At 69.4% G+C, this 15109-nt stretch carries 13 protein-coding genes and 1 tRNA gene; 10 read left to right on the forward strand and 4 right to left on the reverse strand.

Going from position 1 to position 15109, the window contains the following annotated elements:
• Window positions 1-69: 69 nt before the first annotated feature.
• Complete coding sequence (locus HUG10_RS10625) at window positions 70-681, reverse strand: metal-dependent hydrolase (RefSeq protein ID WP_321169537.1); 612 nt, start codon at window positions 679-681, stop codon at window positions 70-72.
• Between the two features lie 91 nt (window positions 682-772).
• Here HUG10_RS10625 and HUG10_RS10630 point away from each other — a divergent pair, with 91 nt between their 5' ends.
• From HUG10_RS10630 to HUG10_RS10640, 3 genes are all read left to right on the forward strand, one after another.
• On the forward strand, window positions 773-1426 hold the full coding sequence (locus tag HUG10_RS10630; protein ID WP_179169557.1) for a potassium channel family protein: 654 nt from the start codon (window positions 773-775) through the stop codon (window positions 1424-1426).
• A 457-nt stretch (window positions 1427-1883) separates the two neighbouring features.
• Window positions 1884-2969: a putative sulfate/molybdate transporter gene (locus tag HUG10_RS10635; RefSeq protein WP_179169558.1), complete on the forward strand. Its 1086-nt coding sequence runs from the start codon at window positions 1884-1886 to the stop codon at window positions 2967-2969.
• A 120-nt stretch (window positions 2970-3089) separates the two neighbouring features.
• Window positions 3090-3605 (forward strand): DUF7384 family protein, encoded by a 516-nt coding sequence (locus tag HUG10_RS10640; protein WP_179169559.1) that lies wholly within the window; start codon window positions 3090-3092, stop codon window positions 3603-3605.
• Window positions 3606-3937: 332 nt separating this feature from the next.
• Here the strand turns inward: HUG10_RS10640 and HUG10_RS10645 are convergent, their stop codons facing one another.
• The gene (locus HUG10_RS10645) at window positions 3938-4576 is read right to left on the reverse strand and encodes a non-canonical purine NTP pyrophosphatase (RefSeq protein ID WP_179169560.1); all 639 of its coding nucleotides are present in this window, start codon (window positions 4574-4576) and stop codon (window positions 3938-3940) included.
• Window positions 4577-4754: 178 nt separating this feature from the next.
• Between HUG10_RS10645 and HUG10_RS10650 the strand changes: the two genes are divergently transcribed.
• The 4 genes from HUG10_RS10650 (at window position 4755) to HUG10_RS10665 (ending at window position 7609) form a co-directional block, all read left to right on the forward strand.
• On the forward strand, window positions 4755-5429 hold the full coding sequence (locus HUG10_RS10650) for a DUF7119 family protein (protein WP_179169561.1): 675 nt from the start codon (window positions 4755-4757) through the stop codon (window positions 5427-5429).
• A gap of 232 nt (window positions 5430-5661) precedes the next feature.
• Complete coding sequence (locus HUG10_RS10655; RefSeq protein WP_179169562.1) at window positions 5662-6000, forward strand: DsrE family protein; 339 nt, start codon at window positions 5662-5664, stop codon at window positions 5998-6000.
• Between the two features lie 24 nt (window positions 6001-6024).
• Window positions 6025-7473 (forward strand): dihydrolipoyl dehydrogenase family protein, encoded by a 1449-nt coding sequence (locus HUG10_RS10660; RefSeq protein WP_179169563.1) that lies wholly within the window; start codon window positions 6025-6027, stop codon window positions 7471-7473.
• 62 nt (window positions 7474-7535) lie between these two features.
• Window positions 7536-7609, forward strand: a tRNA-Lys gene (locus tag HUG10_RS10665).
• 582 nt (window positions 7610-8191) lie between these two features.
• Here HUG10_RS10665 and HUG10_RS10670 read toward each other — a convergent pair.
• Complete coding sequence (locus HUG10_RS10670; protein WP_179169564.1) at window positions 8192-9958, reverse strand: PAS domain-containing sensor histidine kinase; 1767 nt, start codon at window positions 9956-9958, stop codon at window positions 8192-8194.
• A gap of 273 nt (window positions 9959-10231) precedes the next feature.
• On the reverse strand, window positions 10232-10693 hold the full coding sequence (locus HUG10_RS10675) for a deoxyuridine 5'-triphosphate nucleotidohydrolase (RefSeq protein ID WP_179169565.1): 462 nt from the start codon (window positions 10691-10693) through the stop codon (window positions 10232-10234).
• Between the two features lie 168 nt (window positions 10694-10861).
• Here HUG10_RS10675 and HUG10_RS10680 point away from each other — a divergent pair, with 168 nt between their 5' ends.
• The 3 genes from HUG10_RS10680 (at window position 10862) to HUG10_RS10690 (ending at window position 15084) form a co-directional block, all read left to right on the forward strand.
• Window positions 10862-12850 (forward strand): aconitate hydratase, encoded by a 1989-nt coding sequence (locus tag HUG10_RS10680; RefSeq protein ID WP_179169566.1) that lies wholly within the window; start codon window positions 10862-10864, stop codon window positions 12848-12850.
• A gap of 335 nt (window positions 12851-13185) precedes the next feature.
• Window positions 13186-13647 (forward strand): ester cyclase, encoded by a 462-nt coding sequence (locus HUG10_RS10685; RefSeq protein ID WP_179169567.1) that lies wholly within the window; start codon window positions 13186-13188, stop codon window positions 13645-13647.
• Between the two features lie 9 nt (window positions 13648-13656).
• Window positions 13657-15084 (forward strand): FAD-binding oxidoreductase, encoded by a 1428-nt coding sequence (locus tag HUG10_RS10690; protein ID WP_179169568.1) that lies wholly within the window; start codon window positions 13657-13659, stop codon window positions 15082-15084.
• Window positions 15085-15109 lie beyond the last annotated feature (25 nt).

A 15109-nucleotide genomic window follows, 5' to 3' on the forward strand; every position in this document is an offset into this window, starting at 1 on the left:
CACTTAGCCGGACAGGAGACATCGGTGTCACCGGGTGACGACGGCGGCACAGCGACGGAAAACGACCGATTACCGTAGATCCTCGATGAGCGTCTCGGGGATCAGCCGGAGCACGCGCGGTGGAAGCCGGCCGACCAGTAGTTCGCCGCCGTCGACGAGCGGCCGACGGACCATCGCGTACACCCCCGAGAGAGCCAGGAGCGCCACGACGCCGAGCCGCGGGAGGCCGTCGAGCGCGGCGAACGCCGGCAGACCCAGCGCGAGCGCCAGCATGAAGTCCTCAGGGGCGCCGTCGTACCGGATCCACCGCCGCGGACGCCGCCAGCGACCCCTGAGGTGGTCGTACAGCGCACGGTCGGAGGTCCCCTCCCAGGGCCGGAGTTCGAGGCCCCCGCCGAACACGTCCGTCGCGGCGTGGACCGACGCGGCCGCGAAGAACACGGCGACGGGGATGGCGAGCCACGCGGGGCCGACCAGCGCGGAAGCGGCCGCGCCCCCCGAGAGGACTGCGTAGCCGAGCGGGAAGTGTAGCGTCCGCCGGTGAACTGCGAGAATATCGAGGTCGGGGAACGCCCCGCCGAGCGCCCCGGCGAGGAGCACAGGTGCGCCGGCTTCCGGGACCGTCGCCAGCACCCCGAGCCCGATCAGCACGCCCGCCAGGGCGTGCGTCGTCGCCATCATCGGAAACGTGTACGTCGTTGAGGGGGATAAGCCACCGGGGCCGGTCAGTTCGGGACGTAGGTTTTTGTCGTGCTATCGCGTACCACGCCCCATGCGTCTCATCATCGTCGGGTTCGGGCGGGTCGGCTCCCGGACCGCCCGGGTGCTGCAGGAGGAGGGCCACGAGGTCGTCGTCGTCGACAACGACGCCGAGAAGATCGACCGAGCCCGTTCGCGCGGGTTCACGGTCGTTCCGGGGGACGGCAGTGACCCCGCCGTACTGGACGAGGCGGACGTCGAGGGAGCCGACGCGGTCGGGGCCATCACCGGCGACCCCAACGTAAACTTCGAGGTCTGCATGATCGCGAAGGATCATGGCTGCCGAACGGTCATGCGCATCTCCGAGGACTTCAGCGAGGACGTGTACGACGAGTACGCGCGCGCCGTCGACGAAGTGATCTACCCCGAGCGGCTGGGCGCGGCGGGCGCCAAGACCGCGCTCCTCGGGGGGAACTTCAACGCCATCGGGGAGCTGACAGAGCAGCTCCAGCTGGTCGCGGTCGCGGTCCCCGACGACGCGCCCGTGGTCGGGACACGCGTCCACGACATCGAACTGGACGGCGCGAGGGTGTACGCACACGGTCGGCAACGCGAGCCGCTGACGATCCCGCTTCCCGGAACGGCGGTCCAGGCGGGGGATCGCCTGGCGCTCATCACCGAGATCGCACGTGCCGACGACACCCGGAGCGCGCTGCTCGGCGGCTGAGTCGTCGAGGGACGGTCGAAGAACGTCGGTTTGCGAGTCCGTGACTGATGGAGCGTGTTTCGAAAGGGGTGGGGTGTGGGTGTGCCGGGCGCGCGGTGTGGTAATCGAACTGTGGTAAGTCCGGGAACGAACCCGACCCCAGTGAACTCAACCACGGGGTCGTATCGTCGCGCCCAGTTCGTGGATGCGACGGATGGACCATAAATCATCGTCAGACGCATGACCTCCGTCAGACGCGAAGCGGACGCTACGGGACGCATGTATCCCCACGTCGGCCGAGACACCGCTCGGTGCTCACGCTGACCTCACTATCAGTGAACACTCGCGTCGGCGCTCCACAGTCGAGAGGACCTGCAACGTTCGACCCGACCAACCGAATTCGGTTGCGGAACCGAGGACGGGAGCCCGATTCCGGTTCCTGGAAACACACAAGCCTCCGGTACAGAGACGTACGTCCGTGGCGTTCACGTGGGAGTACCGCTCGGGCCGAACCCTCGATCTCGGCTGGAACGAGTTCACGGGCGCGCTAGGTGATTCGCTTACCGTCCTCCCGATCGTCGTCGCCCTGGCGGCGCTCACCCCGGTCTCGCTGGCGCACGCCCTCGTCTTCTTCGGCGTCTTCCAGGTGGTGTGGGGGCTCGCGTACGGCCTCCCGCTCTCGGTCGAGCCGATGAAGGCGCTCGCGGGGCTCGCCATCGCTGGGACGCTCGGCTACGGGGAGTTCCTCGCCGCCGGGTTACTCGGCGGCGGCGTGCTCCTGATCGGCGGCGCGACGGGGACGCTCGAACGGGTCCAGCGCTACGTCGGGGAGGACGTCGTCCGCGGCATCCAGCTGGCGGTCGCGCTCCTCCTGTTCCGGACCGGGGTCGACCTCGCCGCCGCTGACATCCGGCTGGCTGCGATAGCCGCGCTCGTCGCCGTGGCTGTCACCGCGATGGGGTACCGCCGAGCGGCCGCGCTCGTCGTGCTGGGTGTCGGCGCTGGTATCGCCGTCTGGTCGGCCGGCCTGCCGGCGCTCGCCGTTCCGGCCCTGACCCCGTTCTCGGCCGGGTGGCCGAGGGTCACGGGAGCGGCGCTCAGCGGGATGGCCGGCCAGCTCGCGATGACCGTCGGGAACGCCGTCGTCGCCACGGCGCTCCTCTGTAAGGACCTCTTCGACAGGGAGGTCTCGCCGAACCGCCTGTCGCGGTCGATGGGCGGGATGTGCCTCCTCTCCGTGCCGTTGGGTGGCGTCCCGATGTGCCACGGCAGCGGTGGGCTCGCCGGGAAGCACGCCTTCGGCGCGCGGACGGGCGGCGCGAACGTGGTGCTCGGCGCGCTCTACCTCGTCGCAGCACTGTTCGCGGGCGTCGTCGCCGGCTTCCCGATGGCGGTGCTCAGCGTGCTGCTCACGGTCGTCGCCGTCCACCTCGGGCGGCGGGGGCTGGACACCGACCGCCGCTGGCTCGTCGTGGCGATCGGCGTCGTCGGTCTCGCGTGGAACGTCGGCGCGGCGTTCCTCCTCGGCGTGCTCGCGGACGCCGTTGCCCGACGGCTCGGGTAACCGTCTTACCCGACGCGGACGCAGATCCGGACATGGAGACGTGGGCACGACTCTTCGAACGGGCGACGGCGGTCGAGGTAGATCAGGACGACGTGACGACCGCCCTCCAGGAGCGTCGCGATGAGTGACCGGCGGGAACGGTCACCGGAACGGGGGGTAAGCGACGGGCCGGACCCCTCACCGGCGCGCGTCGTCGCGGACGCGGACGTGCTCGCGGCCGACCTGCTGGTCGGCGGCGCTGCGCGGGAGGCGCTGGATCACCTCCGACGACACTCGTGGACGACGCTCGTCGCGAGTGACCCGGTGCTGGCGGACGCCGAGGCCGTCGTGGCTGACCTGGCCGACGCGTCGCTCGCGGCGGACTGGCGCGAGCGCGTCGAGGCCTGGCGCGAGTCGGTCGACCACCCGGCGGACGACCACCCGGCGCTCGCCTCGGCGTACCGGGGCGGCGCGATGCACGTCCTCTCGTTCGACGAGCGACTCACCGGCTCGCGAGCGGCCGTGGGGCTGAACGACCGCTTCCCGGTGAGCGTCCGCGAGCCGAAGGTGTTCGCGACGCTGTTCGACGCGGAGAGTCTCTACGAGGAGGTGGTTGGCGAGGACTACCCGGGACCGGACGGAGACCCTCGGAAATAGCTGACAGGCGGCGCTTTTGGATACCCGCGCCGGTGCGCTGCACACCCGCCTCGGCCGGCTCGGGGTTCCGGTTACGTCACGGGGGCGCTGGTCCCGGCTTCGGATAAGAAGGTTCGTCCGTCGGTTCCGGCGATGCTTGGGCAGGCGACGATTGTCGGGACTTGTCGAGAATACCGTGAGAGCCAACCCCCGATCAGTTCGGCCAAGCGTCGCGCGAGGAGAAGCCGGTCGAACGCACCGCCGGTCGTTCGACCTTCCATCGGCCCCTATCGCTCGGCGAGCCACGCCGAGACGGTCACCTCGCTATGCTCGGTGTTGCGACTCGTCTACGTTCAGTCGCTGCGCTCCTGAAACCACTCGGCGAACTTCTCCAGTGCCCGACCGCGGTGGGAGACCGCGTTCTTCTCCTCGGCGTTCATCTCCGCGAACGTCCTCCCGTCGTGCTCGAAGATGGGGTCGTAGCCGAAGCCGCCGTCGCCGCGGGGTTCCACGATCCGACCGCGGACGGTGCCGGTGAACAGTTTGACCGGGAGCGCCCGCCCCTCCTGTTCGTCCCGCTCGGCGCCCGTGGCCGCGGCGGCGACGCGGTCGTCGCGGTCGACCGGGTCGGGGGTCGCGTCGAACTCGTCGCCGTCGCAGTAGGCCAGCGTGCAGTCGAACGCGGCCCGGCGCTCGTCGTCGAGTTCCCTGGCGGCGAGTCGCTGGACGGCCCCGACGCCGAGGGTGTCCTCCACGAACGCGGAGTACGGGCCGGGGAAGCCGTCGAAGCCGTCGATGAACAGCCCCGCGTCGTCGACGAGGACCGGTTCGCCGGCGTGGCGGTACGCCTCGCGGGCGCCGTGGGCGGCGATGGGACCGAGGTCGTCGGCCTGCACCTCGGTGTAGTCGAAGTCCAGCTGTTCGACGCCGTCGCCGAGGTACTCGCGGGCCTCGCGCACCTTCCCGTCGTTCGTCGTGACGTACCGGAGCATCCGTAGGCTGGCATCGGAGGGCGCGGTGTTAGCCGCGTCGATACTCAGGCGCGGAAGCCGGGCGGACGTACGAGTCGGGGGCCGGGACGGGACCGTGGCGAGCGAGCGACGGGAGTGCGGCGAGTTCGGTCACGCCCGCGAACCTTTTATTATCGCCACCCGACGCCACGGGTGTACCATGTCCCGCGAGCCTCCGGCGGACCGCGAGGCGGCCGTCGGCGACCCCGTGGTTCGGGGCGACCCCGAGATCACGGGCGAGCGCGCCGACACGGCCGTGGGGTTCGACCCGGAGGACGAGGAGAGCCTCGCCGAGGCGGCCGAGACGGTCGCACGCTTCGCCACCGACGAGGTCGGCGACGACGACAACGTGCTCATGCTCCGCGGCGCGGCCGCGTGTGCGGCCCTCGTCAGGGGGACCGGCTCGTACAAGGCCGCCGCGGAGCGCGCGAGCGAACACACCGACGAGGGGGTCGACGTGCCCGTCTCGTTCATCCGGAAGTGGGCGCGCGTCCACGACCTCCCGCAGGCCATCCGCCGACACGTCGCCCGCGGGGAACTGGCGCCCACCGCCGCGAAACACATCGCCCGGACCGCCGGCGAGGCCCGGTTCGCGCTCGCCTGGGCGGCGCTCGACGCCGACCTCACCGTCAGGGAGATCCGCTCGCTCGCCTCCGACGTGAACGACGGGACGCCCGCCGAGGCCGCGCTCCGGAGCCAGGGCATCCCGCTCGGCCGCATCGAGGTCGACCTCCCGTTCGAGACGTACCGACTGCTCCGCGCGCAGGCGTCCCTCGAGAACCGCGACCCCGGCGAGGTGCTCGCCGAAGCGCTCGACGTCTACCGATCCGAGTAGTCGCTCGCACCCCTGACCGTTATCCGTTCTCCTGACCGCCATCCGTCCTCCTCGTCGTTGGCAGCCGACGGTACGCGTCCGAGGTGATCGTTCGGGCCGGAGTCGCCGATGACCGGTGGCGTTCGTGCAAGCTCGGGGACGGTGCCCGGGGAACGACCGACCGGGAACTGGGAGCCGGCCCTTGCCGTTGCAACCCCAACCAGTACCGCGGTTCCCGCTCGCGTTCGTGTGCATGCAAACAGTCTTCCACCTCATCACCGGCGACCCGGACCAGCAGCAGACGGCGCTGACCCTCGCGGAGAACCTCTCGGAGGACGACACCGTCGACATGGACGACATCGTCGTGCTGGCCCAGGCCGACGGCATCGAACCGGTCAGGGCCGGCGGTTCCGACGCGGACCGCGTGAAGTCGCTCCAGGAGAAGGGGATCGCCTTCAGCGCCTGCGGTAACACCCTCGAGATGAAAGGGATGGAGGAGTCCGACCTCGTCGACGACGTCGACGTGGTTCCCTCGGGGGTCGGGGAGCTCACCCGCCTGCAGGACGAGGGGTACGCGTACATCAGGCCTTAGGGTCGGGAGGCCGTCTTCCCGGCCGTGACCGACTTCGACCTCGTCGTGCTCGGCGGAGGAACCGGCAATCTCGTCGCGGCCGAGGCCGTCGAGGCGGGACTCGACGTCGCGCTCGTCGAACGGGGCCGCCTCGGCGGAACCTGCCTCAACCGGGGCTGCAACCCCTCGAAGAAGCTCATCCACCGGGCGAACGTCGCCGAGACGGTCAGGGAGGCCGAGGCGGTCGGCGTCGACGCCACGCTGAACGACGTCGCCTTCCGCGAGATCGTCGACCACGTGACGGACGTCATCACTGAGGAGGCGGAGTCGAAGGCCGAGGAGGCGCGCGAGACCGACGGCCTGACGTTCTACCAAGCGACGGGACGGTTCGTGGACGAGCGGACCGTCGAGGTCGACGCGGGCGGTTGCAGCGGCGATACGGGCGGAGATGGCGAGGACGGCGATGGGGGCGATGGGGGCGATGACACCGAGCGGATCACCGGCGACCGGATCGTGCTCGCCGGCGGGTCCCGGCCTCGGGTTCCCGACTCCATCGCCGGCACGGACGAGGTCGACTTCCTGACGAGCGACGAGGCGCTCGGGCTCCGAGAGCGCCCCGACAGGCTCGTCATCGTCGGCGGCGGCTACATCGCCGTCGAGTTGGCCCACTTCTTCGGGCAGATGGGGACCGAGGTGGTCGTCGTCGGCCACGGCGACGTGCTGGTCGACCGCGAGGACCGCGACATCGCCGAGCGCGTGACCGAAGTCTACGAACAGGACCACGAACTCCACCTCGGCTTCGAGGTCACGGCGCTCGCCGAAGCGGCCGGCGAGACGGTCGTCACCGCCGAATCGGAGGACGGGGAGGAGATTCGGGTCCGGGGCGACGAGGCGCTCCTCGCCGTCGGCCGCCGGCCGAACTCGGACACCTGGAACGTCGATGCAGCGGGGATCGAGACCGACGAGAAGGGGTTCGTGGAGACGAACGAGTACCTCGAAACGTCGGTCGACGGCGTGTGGGCCATCGGCGACATAGCCGGCAACTACATGTTCAAACACTCGGGCGACAAGGAGGCCGAGTGCGTCGTCGAGAACGCGGTTCGCGGGAATCGGACGGCCGTCGAGTACCCGGGGATGGCCCACGCCGTCTTCGGGTCGCCCCAGGTCGGGAGCCTCGGGAGGACCGAGTCGGAACTCGACGACGGGACCGACTACGAGGTCGGCACCTTCGCGTACGACCGGACCGCGCTCGGGGAGGCGATGGCGACCGACGGCGGGTTCGCCAAGGCGATCATCGGGCCGGACGACGAGGTGCTCGGCTTCCACGTCGTCGGCCCCCACGCGTCGATGCTCGTCCACGAGGTGAGCACGGCCGTGGCGGTCGGGGGCCGGGCGAGGGACATCGCCGAGACCATCCACGTCCACCCGGCGCTCTCGGAGGTCGTTCAGGGCGCGTTCCGCGACGTCCACGACGTCGCCGCGTCGGGGCTTTGAACCGGCGCGTCTCGCCGTCGTATCGTAAACGCTTATGCGGGCACGCCGGCAAGACCGGGCGAGGGCTGGTAGCTCAGTTAGGGAGAGCGTCCGGCTTTTAACCGGACGGTCGGGGGTTCGAATCCCTCCCAGCCCGCTGTTCTCGCGAACGAAGTGAGCGTGAACAGCGATAGCTGGGGGGATTCGAAGCAGGGAGCACGCAGCGCCGAGCGCGAGCGAGGCGACCGTGCGACCGTGGTTCGAATCCCTCCCAGCCCGCTGTTCTCGCGAACGAAGTGAGCGTGAACAGCGATAGCTGGGGGGATTCGAAGCAGGGAGCACGCAGCGCCGAGCGCGAGCGAGGCGACCGTGCGACCGTGGTTCGAATCCCTCCCAGCCTGCGATTTCGGTTCGCGTGCTGCCCGTACGGACGCTGGCGGTAGGTTGGTCAGCGCGGTCAGTCCGTTCGTGAAGTGGCAGACCACTACTCCCAGGCGTCATGGGGCCACGTCCTCCCCAGCCGATTCGCTCGGTCGGCTCCCTTCGGTCCCCTCCCTCGCTCATCTTACCTCGGAGCAAGCTCCTCGGAACTCACGTTCGCTACGCTCACGTGAGCCTGGTGCGCGTGTGCTCGCGCCCAGAGGCGCTCGCGTCACACGCCCCAACCGCAAGCTACCGTACATGCAAAACGACGAAAAACACCGACGAGCAACCGGCCCTCCTCGATGTTGCCCCCGGTTCACCGGGCAAGTTCGTCGCGAAGGAACGCCACCGCCTCGTCGACGAACTCCGGCTCGCCGCCGCCGCGCGGCAGCGGGAGTTCGATCCGGCCGCCGTCCGTGTGGAGCACGATCGCGTCCGCACGGCGGCCGACACCCGCGACGTTGGAGTACGGAACCGTCCACTCGCCGCCGTCGGCGCCGTCGGCGACGACCCGGACCGACTCGTCCGTGAACAGCGCCGCCGCGTCGCCACGGAGCAGGACGGCCCCGTCGTCCCGGAGCCCGGCACTCCGGCGGAGCCGAACGAGGTGGTGGGGCTGCTCGTACGCCCCGAGGACGGCGGTCGCGTCGGGGAGCCACCGGGCCTCGCCGCGGAGGCGGGCCGGCGTGACAGAGTCGCCCGCCGCCCCCGCCGCGAGGTCGGCCGCCCGGTCGAGGTCCGCCACGTCGTCCGTCTCGGCGGTGGCAATAGCGGTATCGGCATCCTCCGTACCCCTGGCGGCGTCCCCCGAACCCCCCGTGGCGTCCCCGGTCGCCTCGATCGCCCCGACCGCTTCGGCCGCCTCCATCGCGTCGATCCCGTCGGCGCCCTCGGCAGGCCGGTCGTGTTCCGCTTGCGCGTCGCCGTTCCACTCCGTGAGCGGTTCGGTCGCTACCTCCTCCCGGTTCCCGCCGTTCCCGGTGGGGTCGGCGTCGACGACGCCCTCGGCGCCGTCGGTCACCTCCCCCTCGGCGGTCCAGCGGTCGGCGTCGCCGGGCGCCGACGCGGACGTCCCCGGCGGACGGAAGTGGAGTTCGAACACCGTCCCCTCGGGCTCGTTCGCCCGCACGTCGACGGAGCCGCCGTACATCTCCATCAGCCGATCGACGAAGAAGAGGCTCAGGCCCTCGCCGTGGTCGACCTGCGTCCGCTCGTCGCGACCGAGCACCCGGTCGTGGCGCCGGGGCTCGATGCCGGGGCCGTTGTCGGCGATGGAGAGGGTCACCCGGTCGGGCCCCTCCTCGACGCCGATCTCGATCCGCGGGACCTCCTTATCGTTGTGCTCGACCGCGTTCTCCACGACCGCACGGAGCGCCGGCGCGAGCATGTCGTCGGCCACGACGTCGACCGAGTCCGCGGTCCCGGAGACGGAGACGGCGACCTGCTGGGTCGGGGCGTCCTCCAGCGCGTCGCCGACCGCGGTCGCGAGGTCGACCGGCTCCAGCGAGTACGAGTCGCCGCCGGTGAGGATGCCGCCGAACCGGCGCGTCGTCCGCGCCCGGCCGAGCATGTCCTCCACGCGCGTCGCGGCGGTGTCGAGCGAGGCCGTCAGTTCTGGGTCGGAGACCGCGTCAGCGACGCGCTCGACGTGTCCAAGCACCACGTTGGCGTCGTTCCGGAGGTTGTGCCTGAGCACCCGGTTGAGGATCCGGAGCGACTCCTCGTAGCGCCGGTGGCTCGTCATGTCGGTGAACACCGCGACGTACCCCCGCGTCTCCCCGTCGAGGACGAGCGGCGTCGCGGAGCCGCGGCCGTAGACGAGCTGGCCGTCCTTCGTCGTCGTCTCGAAGTTCCCGACCCACGACTCCCCCTTCGAGAGCGCGTCGATGACGTCCTCGTACACCGAGTCGTCGTCGATGAGCATGAGGGGGGTCGAACCGAGCAGTTCCTCGCGCTCGTAGCCCGTCACGTCGAGCAGGGCGTCGTTCGCGTCGGTGATGATGAACTCCGTGTCCGCGATGAGGGTGGGGCTCGCCGTTTCGTGGAAGGCGCGACGGTGGAGCTCCGATGTACCCTGTGGCATGACGTATTCCCTCGTGGACGTGTTGGTACGAAGTAACGAATGACCTGATAACAATCTTTCGTCAGACGTACACATTTGTCGGACGACACGAGCCGCCTGAAACGAAGGTCCATCCTCGCGTCGTCCCCCGTTTTCCCGGGTCGTGGTCCACGTCACCTCACCCCACCCGCGTGTGAGATTCCAGCACACGTTCGAAGTACTGGTACTTACACCCAGGACGAAAGCACGAGGGATGGACCCGAAAGCAGTCCTTCCTCGGACAGGTCTACGGGTTCACGTTCGTTCGCCCTGGTACTCCCCCTCGTACCTGCCCTCGTGGTCGGCCTCGGCGAGCACGAACTGGGCGATTCGAGCGCCCGGTTCGAGTTTGATGGGGTGGTGGACCTGCAGCAACCCCTCCCCGCGACCCTCGTAGCCGGCGTCCCAGACGGCGGTGTTGAGCATGCAGGAGTTGCGCAGCAGCGTCGAGCGCGGGTAGACGAACCCGACGTGTCCCTCGGGGACCGCGATCCGCTCGGCGTACTGGACGACGTAGCCACCGCGGTCGAGCCGGTAGTAGCCGTCCTCGGGGGAGCACTCCTCGCGCTCGCCGACCCGCTTGCCGTCCCGCGAGAGGCGACCGGGCGCCGTCTGGACGTGGACGCTGTCGAGGGTGAGGTCGACGCCGTTCGGCTGGACCTGCTCGTCGGCGACCGGGTCCAACCGGGCCGCCACGAACGCGCCGGATTCGAACATGCGTGGTCGTGGCGCGAGCGAGGGGAAAAGCGCGCTGGTCGACCGTTCACTCGGAGGCGGGTGAACACAAAATTCGCCGCAAGAATCGCCACGAGGAGCTATTCTTCACGATTGTCGAGGTCATAACTCGCCGGATTTATATCCGAGCGAGGCCGAACTTCGGACGATATGGGACAGACGATTACGGAGAAGATCCTCGATGATCACCTCGTCGAGGGCGAGCTGACGCCCGGCGAGGAGATCGGCATCGAGATCGACCAGGTCCTCACGCAGGACACGACCGGGACGATGGTGTGGCTCCAGTTCGAGGCGCTCGACCTCGACGAAGTCCAGACGGAGCTCGCCGCGCAGTACTGCGATCACCAGACGTACCAGTTCGACTTCAAGAACACCGACGACCACCGCTTCCTCCGCTCCGCTGCCGGCACGTTCGGCGCGTACTTCTCCCGGCCCGGCAACGGCATCTGCCACCAGGTCCACAAGGAGAACTTCGCGGCGCCGGGCAAGACGCTGCTCGGCTCCGACTCGCACACGCCGACCCCCGGCGGGCTCGGCCAGCTCGCCATCGGCGCCGGCGGGCTCGACATCGCCGTCGCGATGGGCGGCGGCCCGTACTACGTCGAGATGCCCGAGGTCGTCAACGTCCAGCTCGAGGGCGAGCTCCCCGAGTGGGCGACGGCGAAGGACGTCGCGCTCGAACTGCTCCGCCGGCTGACGGTGAAGGGCGGCGTCGGCAAGGTGCTGGAGTACACCGGCTCCGGCGCAGAGGCGCTCACCATCCCCGAGCGGACGACCATCACGAACCTCGGCACTGAACTGGGCGCCACCTCCTCCATCTTCGCGACCGACGAGAAGACGAAGGAGTGGCTCTCCCTGCAGGGCCGCGAGGACGAGCACGTCGACCTCGAGCCCGACGAGGACGCCGAGTACGCCGACACCATCGAGGTCGACCTCTCCGAGCTCGAACCGCTCATCGCGAAGCCCTCGATGCCCGACAACGTCGTGCCCGTCCGCGAGGTCGCGGGCGAGTCCGTCGACCAGGTCATCATCGGCTCCTGTACGAACGGCGCCTACGAGGACATCCTCCCGGCCGCGAAGATGCTCGAGGGTCGCGAGGTCGGCCGCAAGACCGAGATGATCGTCGCGCCCGGCTCCAAGCAGGCCTCCGAGATGCTGGCCCGCGAGGGCTGGACGGCCGAACTCATGGCCGCCGGCGTGAACTTCTCCGAGGCGACCTGTGGCGCCTGCATCGGCATCGGCCACGTCCCCGCCTCCGACTCCGTCTCGCTGCGCACGTTCAACCGCAACTTCGAGGGCCGCTCGGGCATCGAGGACGACTCCGTGTTCCTCTGCTCGCCGGAGGTCGCCACCGCGGCGGCCATCGCGGGCGAGATCGTCGACCCGCGCGATCTGGCCGACGAACTCGGCGACCTCGAGGACCCCGGCCTGGAGATGGGCGGCAACTACGGCCCCGGCATGGGCGAGTCCGACCCCGACATCATCAGCCCCGACGAGGCCGTCGACGACGACCTCATCAAGGGCCCGAACATCGGTGACGTCCCCCTGAAGGACGAGCTGTCCTCGGACATCAAGGGGCCGGCGCTCCTGAAGATGGAGGACAACATCACGACCGACCACATCATCCCCGCGACGGCGGACATCCTGAAGTTCCGCTCGAACATCGAGAAGCTCTCGGAGTTCACCCTGAGCCGCGTGGACGAGACGTTCGCCCAGCGCGCGCTCGACGCCGACGGCGGCTTCCTCGTCGCCGGCGAGAACTACGGCCAGGGCTCCTCGCGCGAACACGCGGCCCTGTGCCCGATGTTCCTCGGCATCGAGGGCGTGCTGGCACAGAGCTTCGCCCGCATCCACAAGGCGAACCTGTTCAACTTCGGCCTCGTGCCGCTCACCATCGACGAGGAGACGTACGAGCGCATCGAGCAGGGCGACGACGTGCAGATCGTCGACGACGTCGGCGAGGGCGTCCGCGAAGGTCGGGAGGAGTTCACCATCCGCGTGAACGACGACTGGGAGGCCACGGCACAGCTCGACGCCTCCGAACGCGAGCGCGACATCCTCGCGGCCGGCGGCAAGCTCTCCTGGACGAAGGCGCAGCACGACTCCGGCACGGGCGGCGCGGCCCCCGCGGACGATTAGGTAAGGCGAGGGCAGCCGGGCGAGGCCCCGTCGCGCCTTCGCGGTAGGCGGTACCGAGATCCCTTTTCGATTCGGCTTCCGTACCCGGGACGGGACGAGTTTGTTCGCTCAGTAGGTCCGCGTATCTCCCGCCCCGTCCGGTCCGAGACGAGCACGATCCCCCCTCGATCGCAGGTCTCCCTCGAAGCTTCCGGTCACTCCCCCGGCATCGGGGAAATCCGGCCGTATAGACGCATGTGAACACATAACAAAGCCGTCTCGGCCCGTACCCTCGAGCCAGACGAAGCCCCGGATCTACCCGCTGGCCATCCCGGGTACCGTCCAGGAGGAACACCATGTCCGAAGCCACGACGGAAAACGAACGCATCGCACGGCGCGTGCCCGAAGATATCGCCACCGAGGGGAACCTCGATATGGTCCGCGAGGTGTACGCCGAGGACGCCGTCGAACACGGCCCGTTCGGCCGGGACGTTCGCGGCAGGGAGGCCATTGAGGAAGCCCTGGCCAGCTATCGACACGCGTTCCCCGACTTCAGCGCGACCGTCGAAGACGTCGTCACGGACGGGGACACCGTCGCCATGCGGGTGACACTTCGAGGGACCCACGAGGGCGAGTTCATGGGGATGGAGCCCACGAACCGCTCCTTCAAGATCCGGAACATGGTGTTCACCCGCATCGAGGACGGGAAGATCGCCGAACGGTGGGTCCAACCCGATACGGCCGCGATGCTCCAGCAGCTCGGCATCGTCCCGGAGGACCTCTCTTCCGAACGCGGTCCGCGGGCGAGTAACGAGTAACCGAGCACTATGACCCAACCCACCATCGCCACCCGAGACGGAAGTACGACCACGGTGACGGCGGAGACGCTGGAGGACGTTCGCCAACGGCTGCGTGGCCCGCTCCTCACCCCGGATGACGAGGGGTTCGAGGAGGCGACCAGAATCTGGAACGGGATGATCGAGCGGACGCCGGCGCTCGTCGTCCAGCCGACTGGGACGGCCGACGTCGTCGCCGCGGTCGATTACGCTCGTGAGCACGACCTCCTGCTCTCCGTGAAAGGCGGCGGACACAACATCGCCGGCACGGCCCTGGCCGACGGGGGGGTGACCATCGATATGTCCCGTCTCCGCGGGGTTCTCGTGGACCCCGAGGAGGGGACCGCCACCGCCCAGGCGGGCTGTCTCATCGGCGACATCGACCGGGAGACCCAGCTCCACGGCCTGGTCACGCCGGGGGGATTCGTCTCCGAGACCGGGCTCGCGGGCCTGACGCTCGGCGGGGGCTTCGGCTACCTGACCCGGCGGTTCGGATGGACGGTCGACAACCTGCTCGAGGTCGAGATCGTCACCGCCGCCGGGGAGGTCCGGCGCGCCAGCCGCGACGAGAACGAGGACCTCTTCTGGGCGATCCGCGGTGCCGGTCACAACTTCGGGGCCGTCACCTCGTTCACCTACCGACTGCACGAGGTCGGGCCGACCGTCTACGGCGGGCTCGTCGCCTGGCCCTTCGAGCGGGCCGACGAGATCCTCGAGGCGTATCGGGAACTCACCGCCGAGGCGCCCAGGGAACTGACCGTGTTCACGATCCTCCGTCGGGCGCCGCCGGCCCCCTTCGTGCCCGAGGAGTGGCACGGCAAGCGGATCTGCGCCATGAGCGTCTGCTACAGCGGCGATCTCGGCGACGTCGACGAGGTGCTCGCCCCGATCCGGGCGCTGGAGGACCCCGTCGTGGATCAGCTTCGAGAACTACCCTACACGCGGCTCCAGTCGTACCTCGACGCGACCCAGCCGAAGGGCAACCACTACTACTGGAAGACGGAGTTCGCCGCCGAGCTGAGCGACGATCTCCTGTCGACCGCGCGGGACTTGACGGGGGAGAACCCGATTCCAGGGGGGCAGATGGTCTTCGCACACATCGGCGGAGCGCTCAATGAACACGACCCCGGAGACGGGGCCGTCGGCAACCGGGACGCCCGGTTCGCGTTCGGTGCGGCCGGGATGTGGCAGCCCGACGATCCCAACGGGGACCGGTACCGGGAGTGGGTCCGCGACGCGTGGGAGCGGTTCCGCCCCTTCTCGACCGGCGGCAACTACATCAACTTCCAGACCGCTGACGAGAGCGAGGATCGCATCCGGGCGACCTACGGCGACAACTACGACCGACTCGTCGAGACCAAGAAGCGGTACGATCCGGAGAACGTGTTCCGGGTGAACCGGAACATACGGCCGGAGTAAGCCGGGATTCCGGATCAGGACTGAG

The organism is Halorarum halophilum, assembly GCF_013401515.1.
In the GTDB taxonomy this organism is placed as follows: Archaea; Halobacteriota; Halobacteria; order Halobacteriales; family Haloferacaceae; genus Halorarum; species Halorarum halophilum.

What these genes read in the sequence shown, in the direction of transcription:
- HUG10_RS10625 (WP_321169537.1), bottom strand. Translation starts at nt 681, where the DNA reads ATGATGGCGACGACGCACGCCCTGGCGGGCGTGCTGATCGGGCTCGGG.
- HUG10_RS10630 (WP_179169557.1), top strand. Translation starts at nt 773, where the DNA reads ATGCGTCTCATCATCGTCGGGTTCGGGCGGGTCGGCTCCCGGACCGCC.
- HUG10_RS10640 (WP_179169559.1), top strand. Translation starts at nt 3,090, where the DNA reads ATGAGTGACCGGCGGGAACGGTCACCGGAACGGGGGGTAAGCGACGGG.
- HUG10_RS10645 (WP_179169560.1), bottom strand. Translation starts at nt 4,576, where the DNA reads ATGCTCCGGTACGTCACGACGAACGACGGGAAGGTGCGCGAGGCCCGC.
- HUG10_RS10650 (WP_179169561.1), top strand. Translation starts at nt 4,755, where the DNA reads ATGTCCCGCGAGCCTCCGGCGGACCGCGAGGCGGCCGTCGGCGACCCC.
- HUG10_RS10655 (WP_179169562.1), top strand. Translation starts at nt 5,662, where the DNA reads ATGCAAACAGTCTTCCACCTCATCACCGGCGACCCGGACCAGCAGCAG.
- HUG10_RS10670 (WP_179169564.1), bottom strand. Translation starts at nt 9,958, where the DNA reads ATGCCACAGGGTACATCGGAGCTCCACCGTCGCGCCTTCCACGAAACG.
- HUG10_RS10675 (WP_179169565.1), bottom strand. Translation starts at nt 10,693, where the DNA reads ATGTTCGAATCCGGCGCGTTCGTGGCGGCCCGGTTGGACCCGGTCGCC.
- HUG10_RS10680 (WP_179169566.1), top strand. Translation starts at nt 10,862, where the DNA reads ATGGGACAGACGATTACGGAGAAGATCCTCGATGATCACCTCGTCGAG.
- HUG10_RS10685 (WP_179169567.1), top strand. Translation starts at nt 13,186, where the DNA reads ATGTCCGAAGCCACGACGGAAAACGAACGCATCGCACGGCGCGTGCCC.
- HUG10_RS10690 (WP_179169568.1), top strand. Translation starts at nt 13,657, where the DNA reads ATGACCCAACCCACCATCGCCACCCGAGACGGAAGTACGACCACGGTG.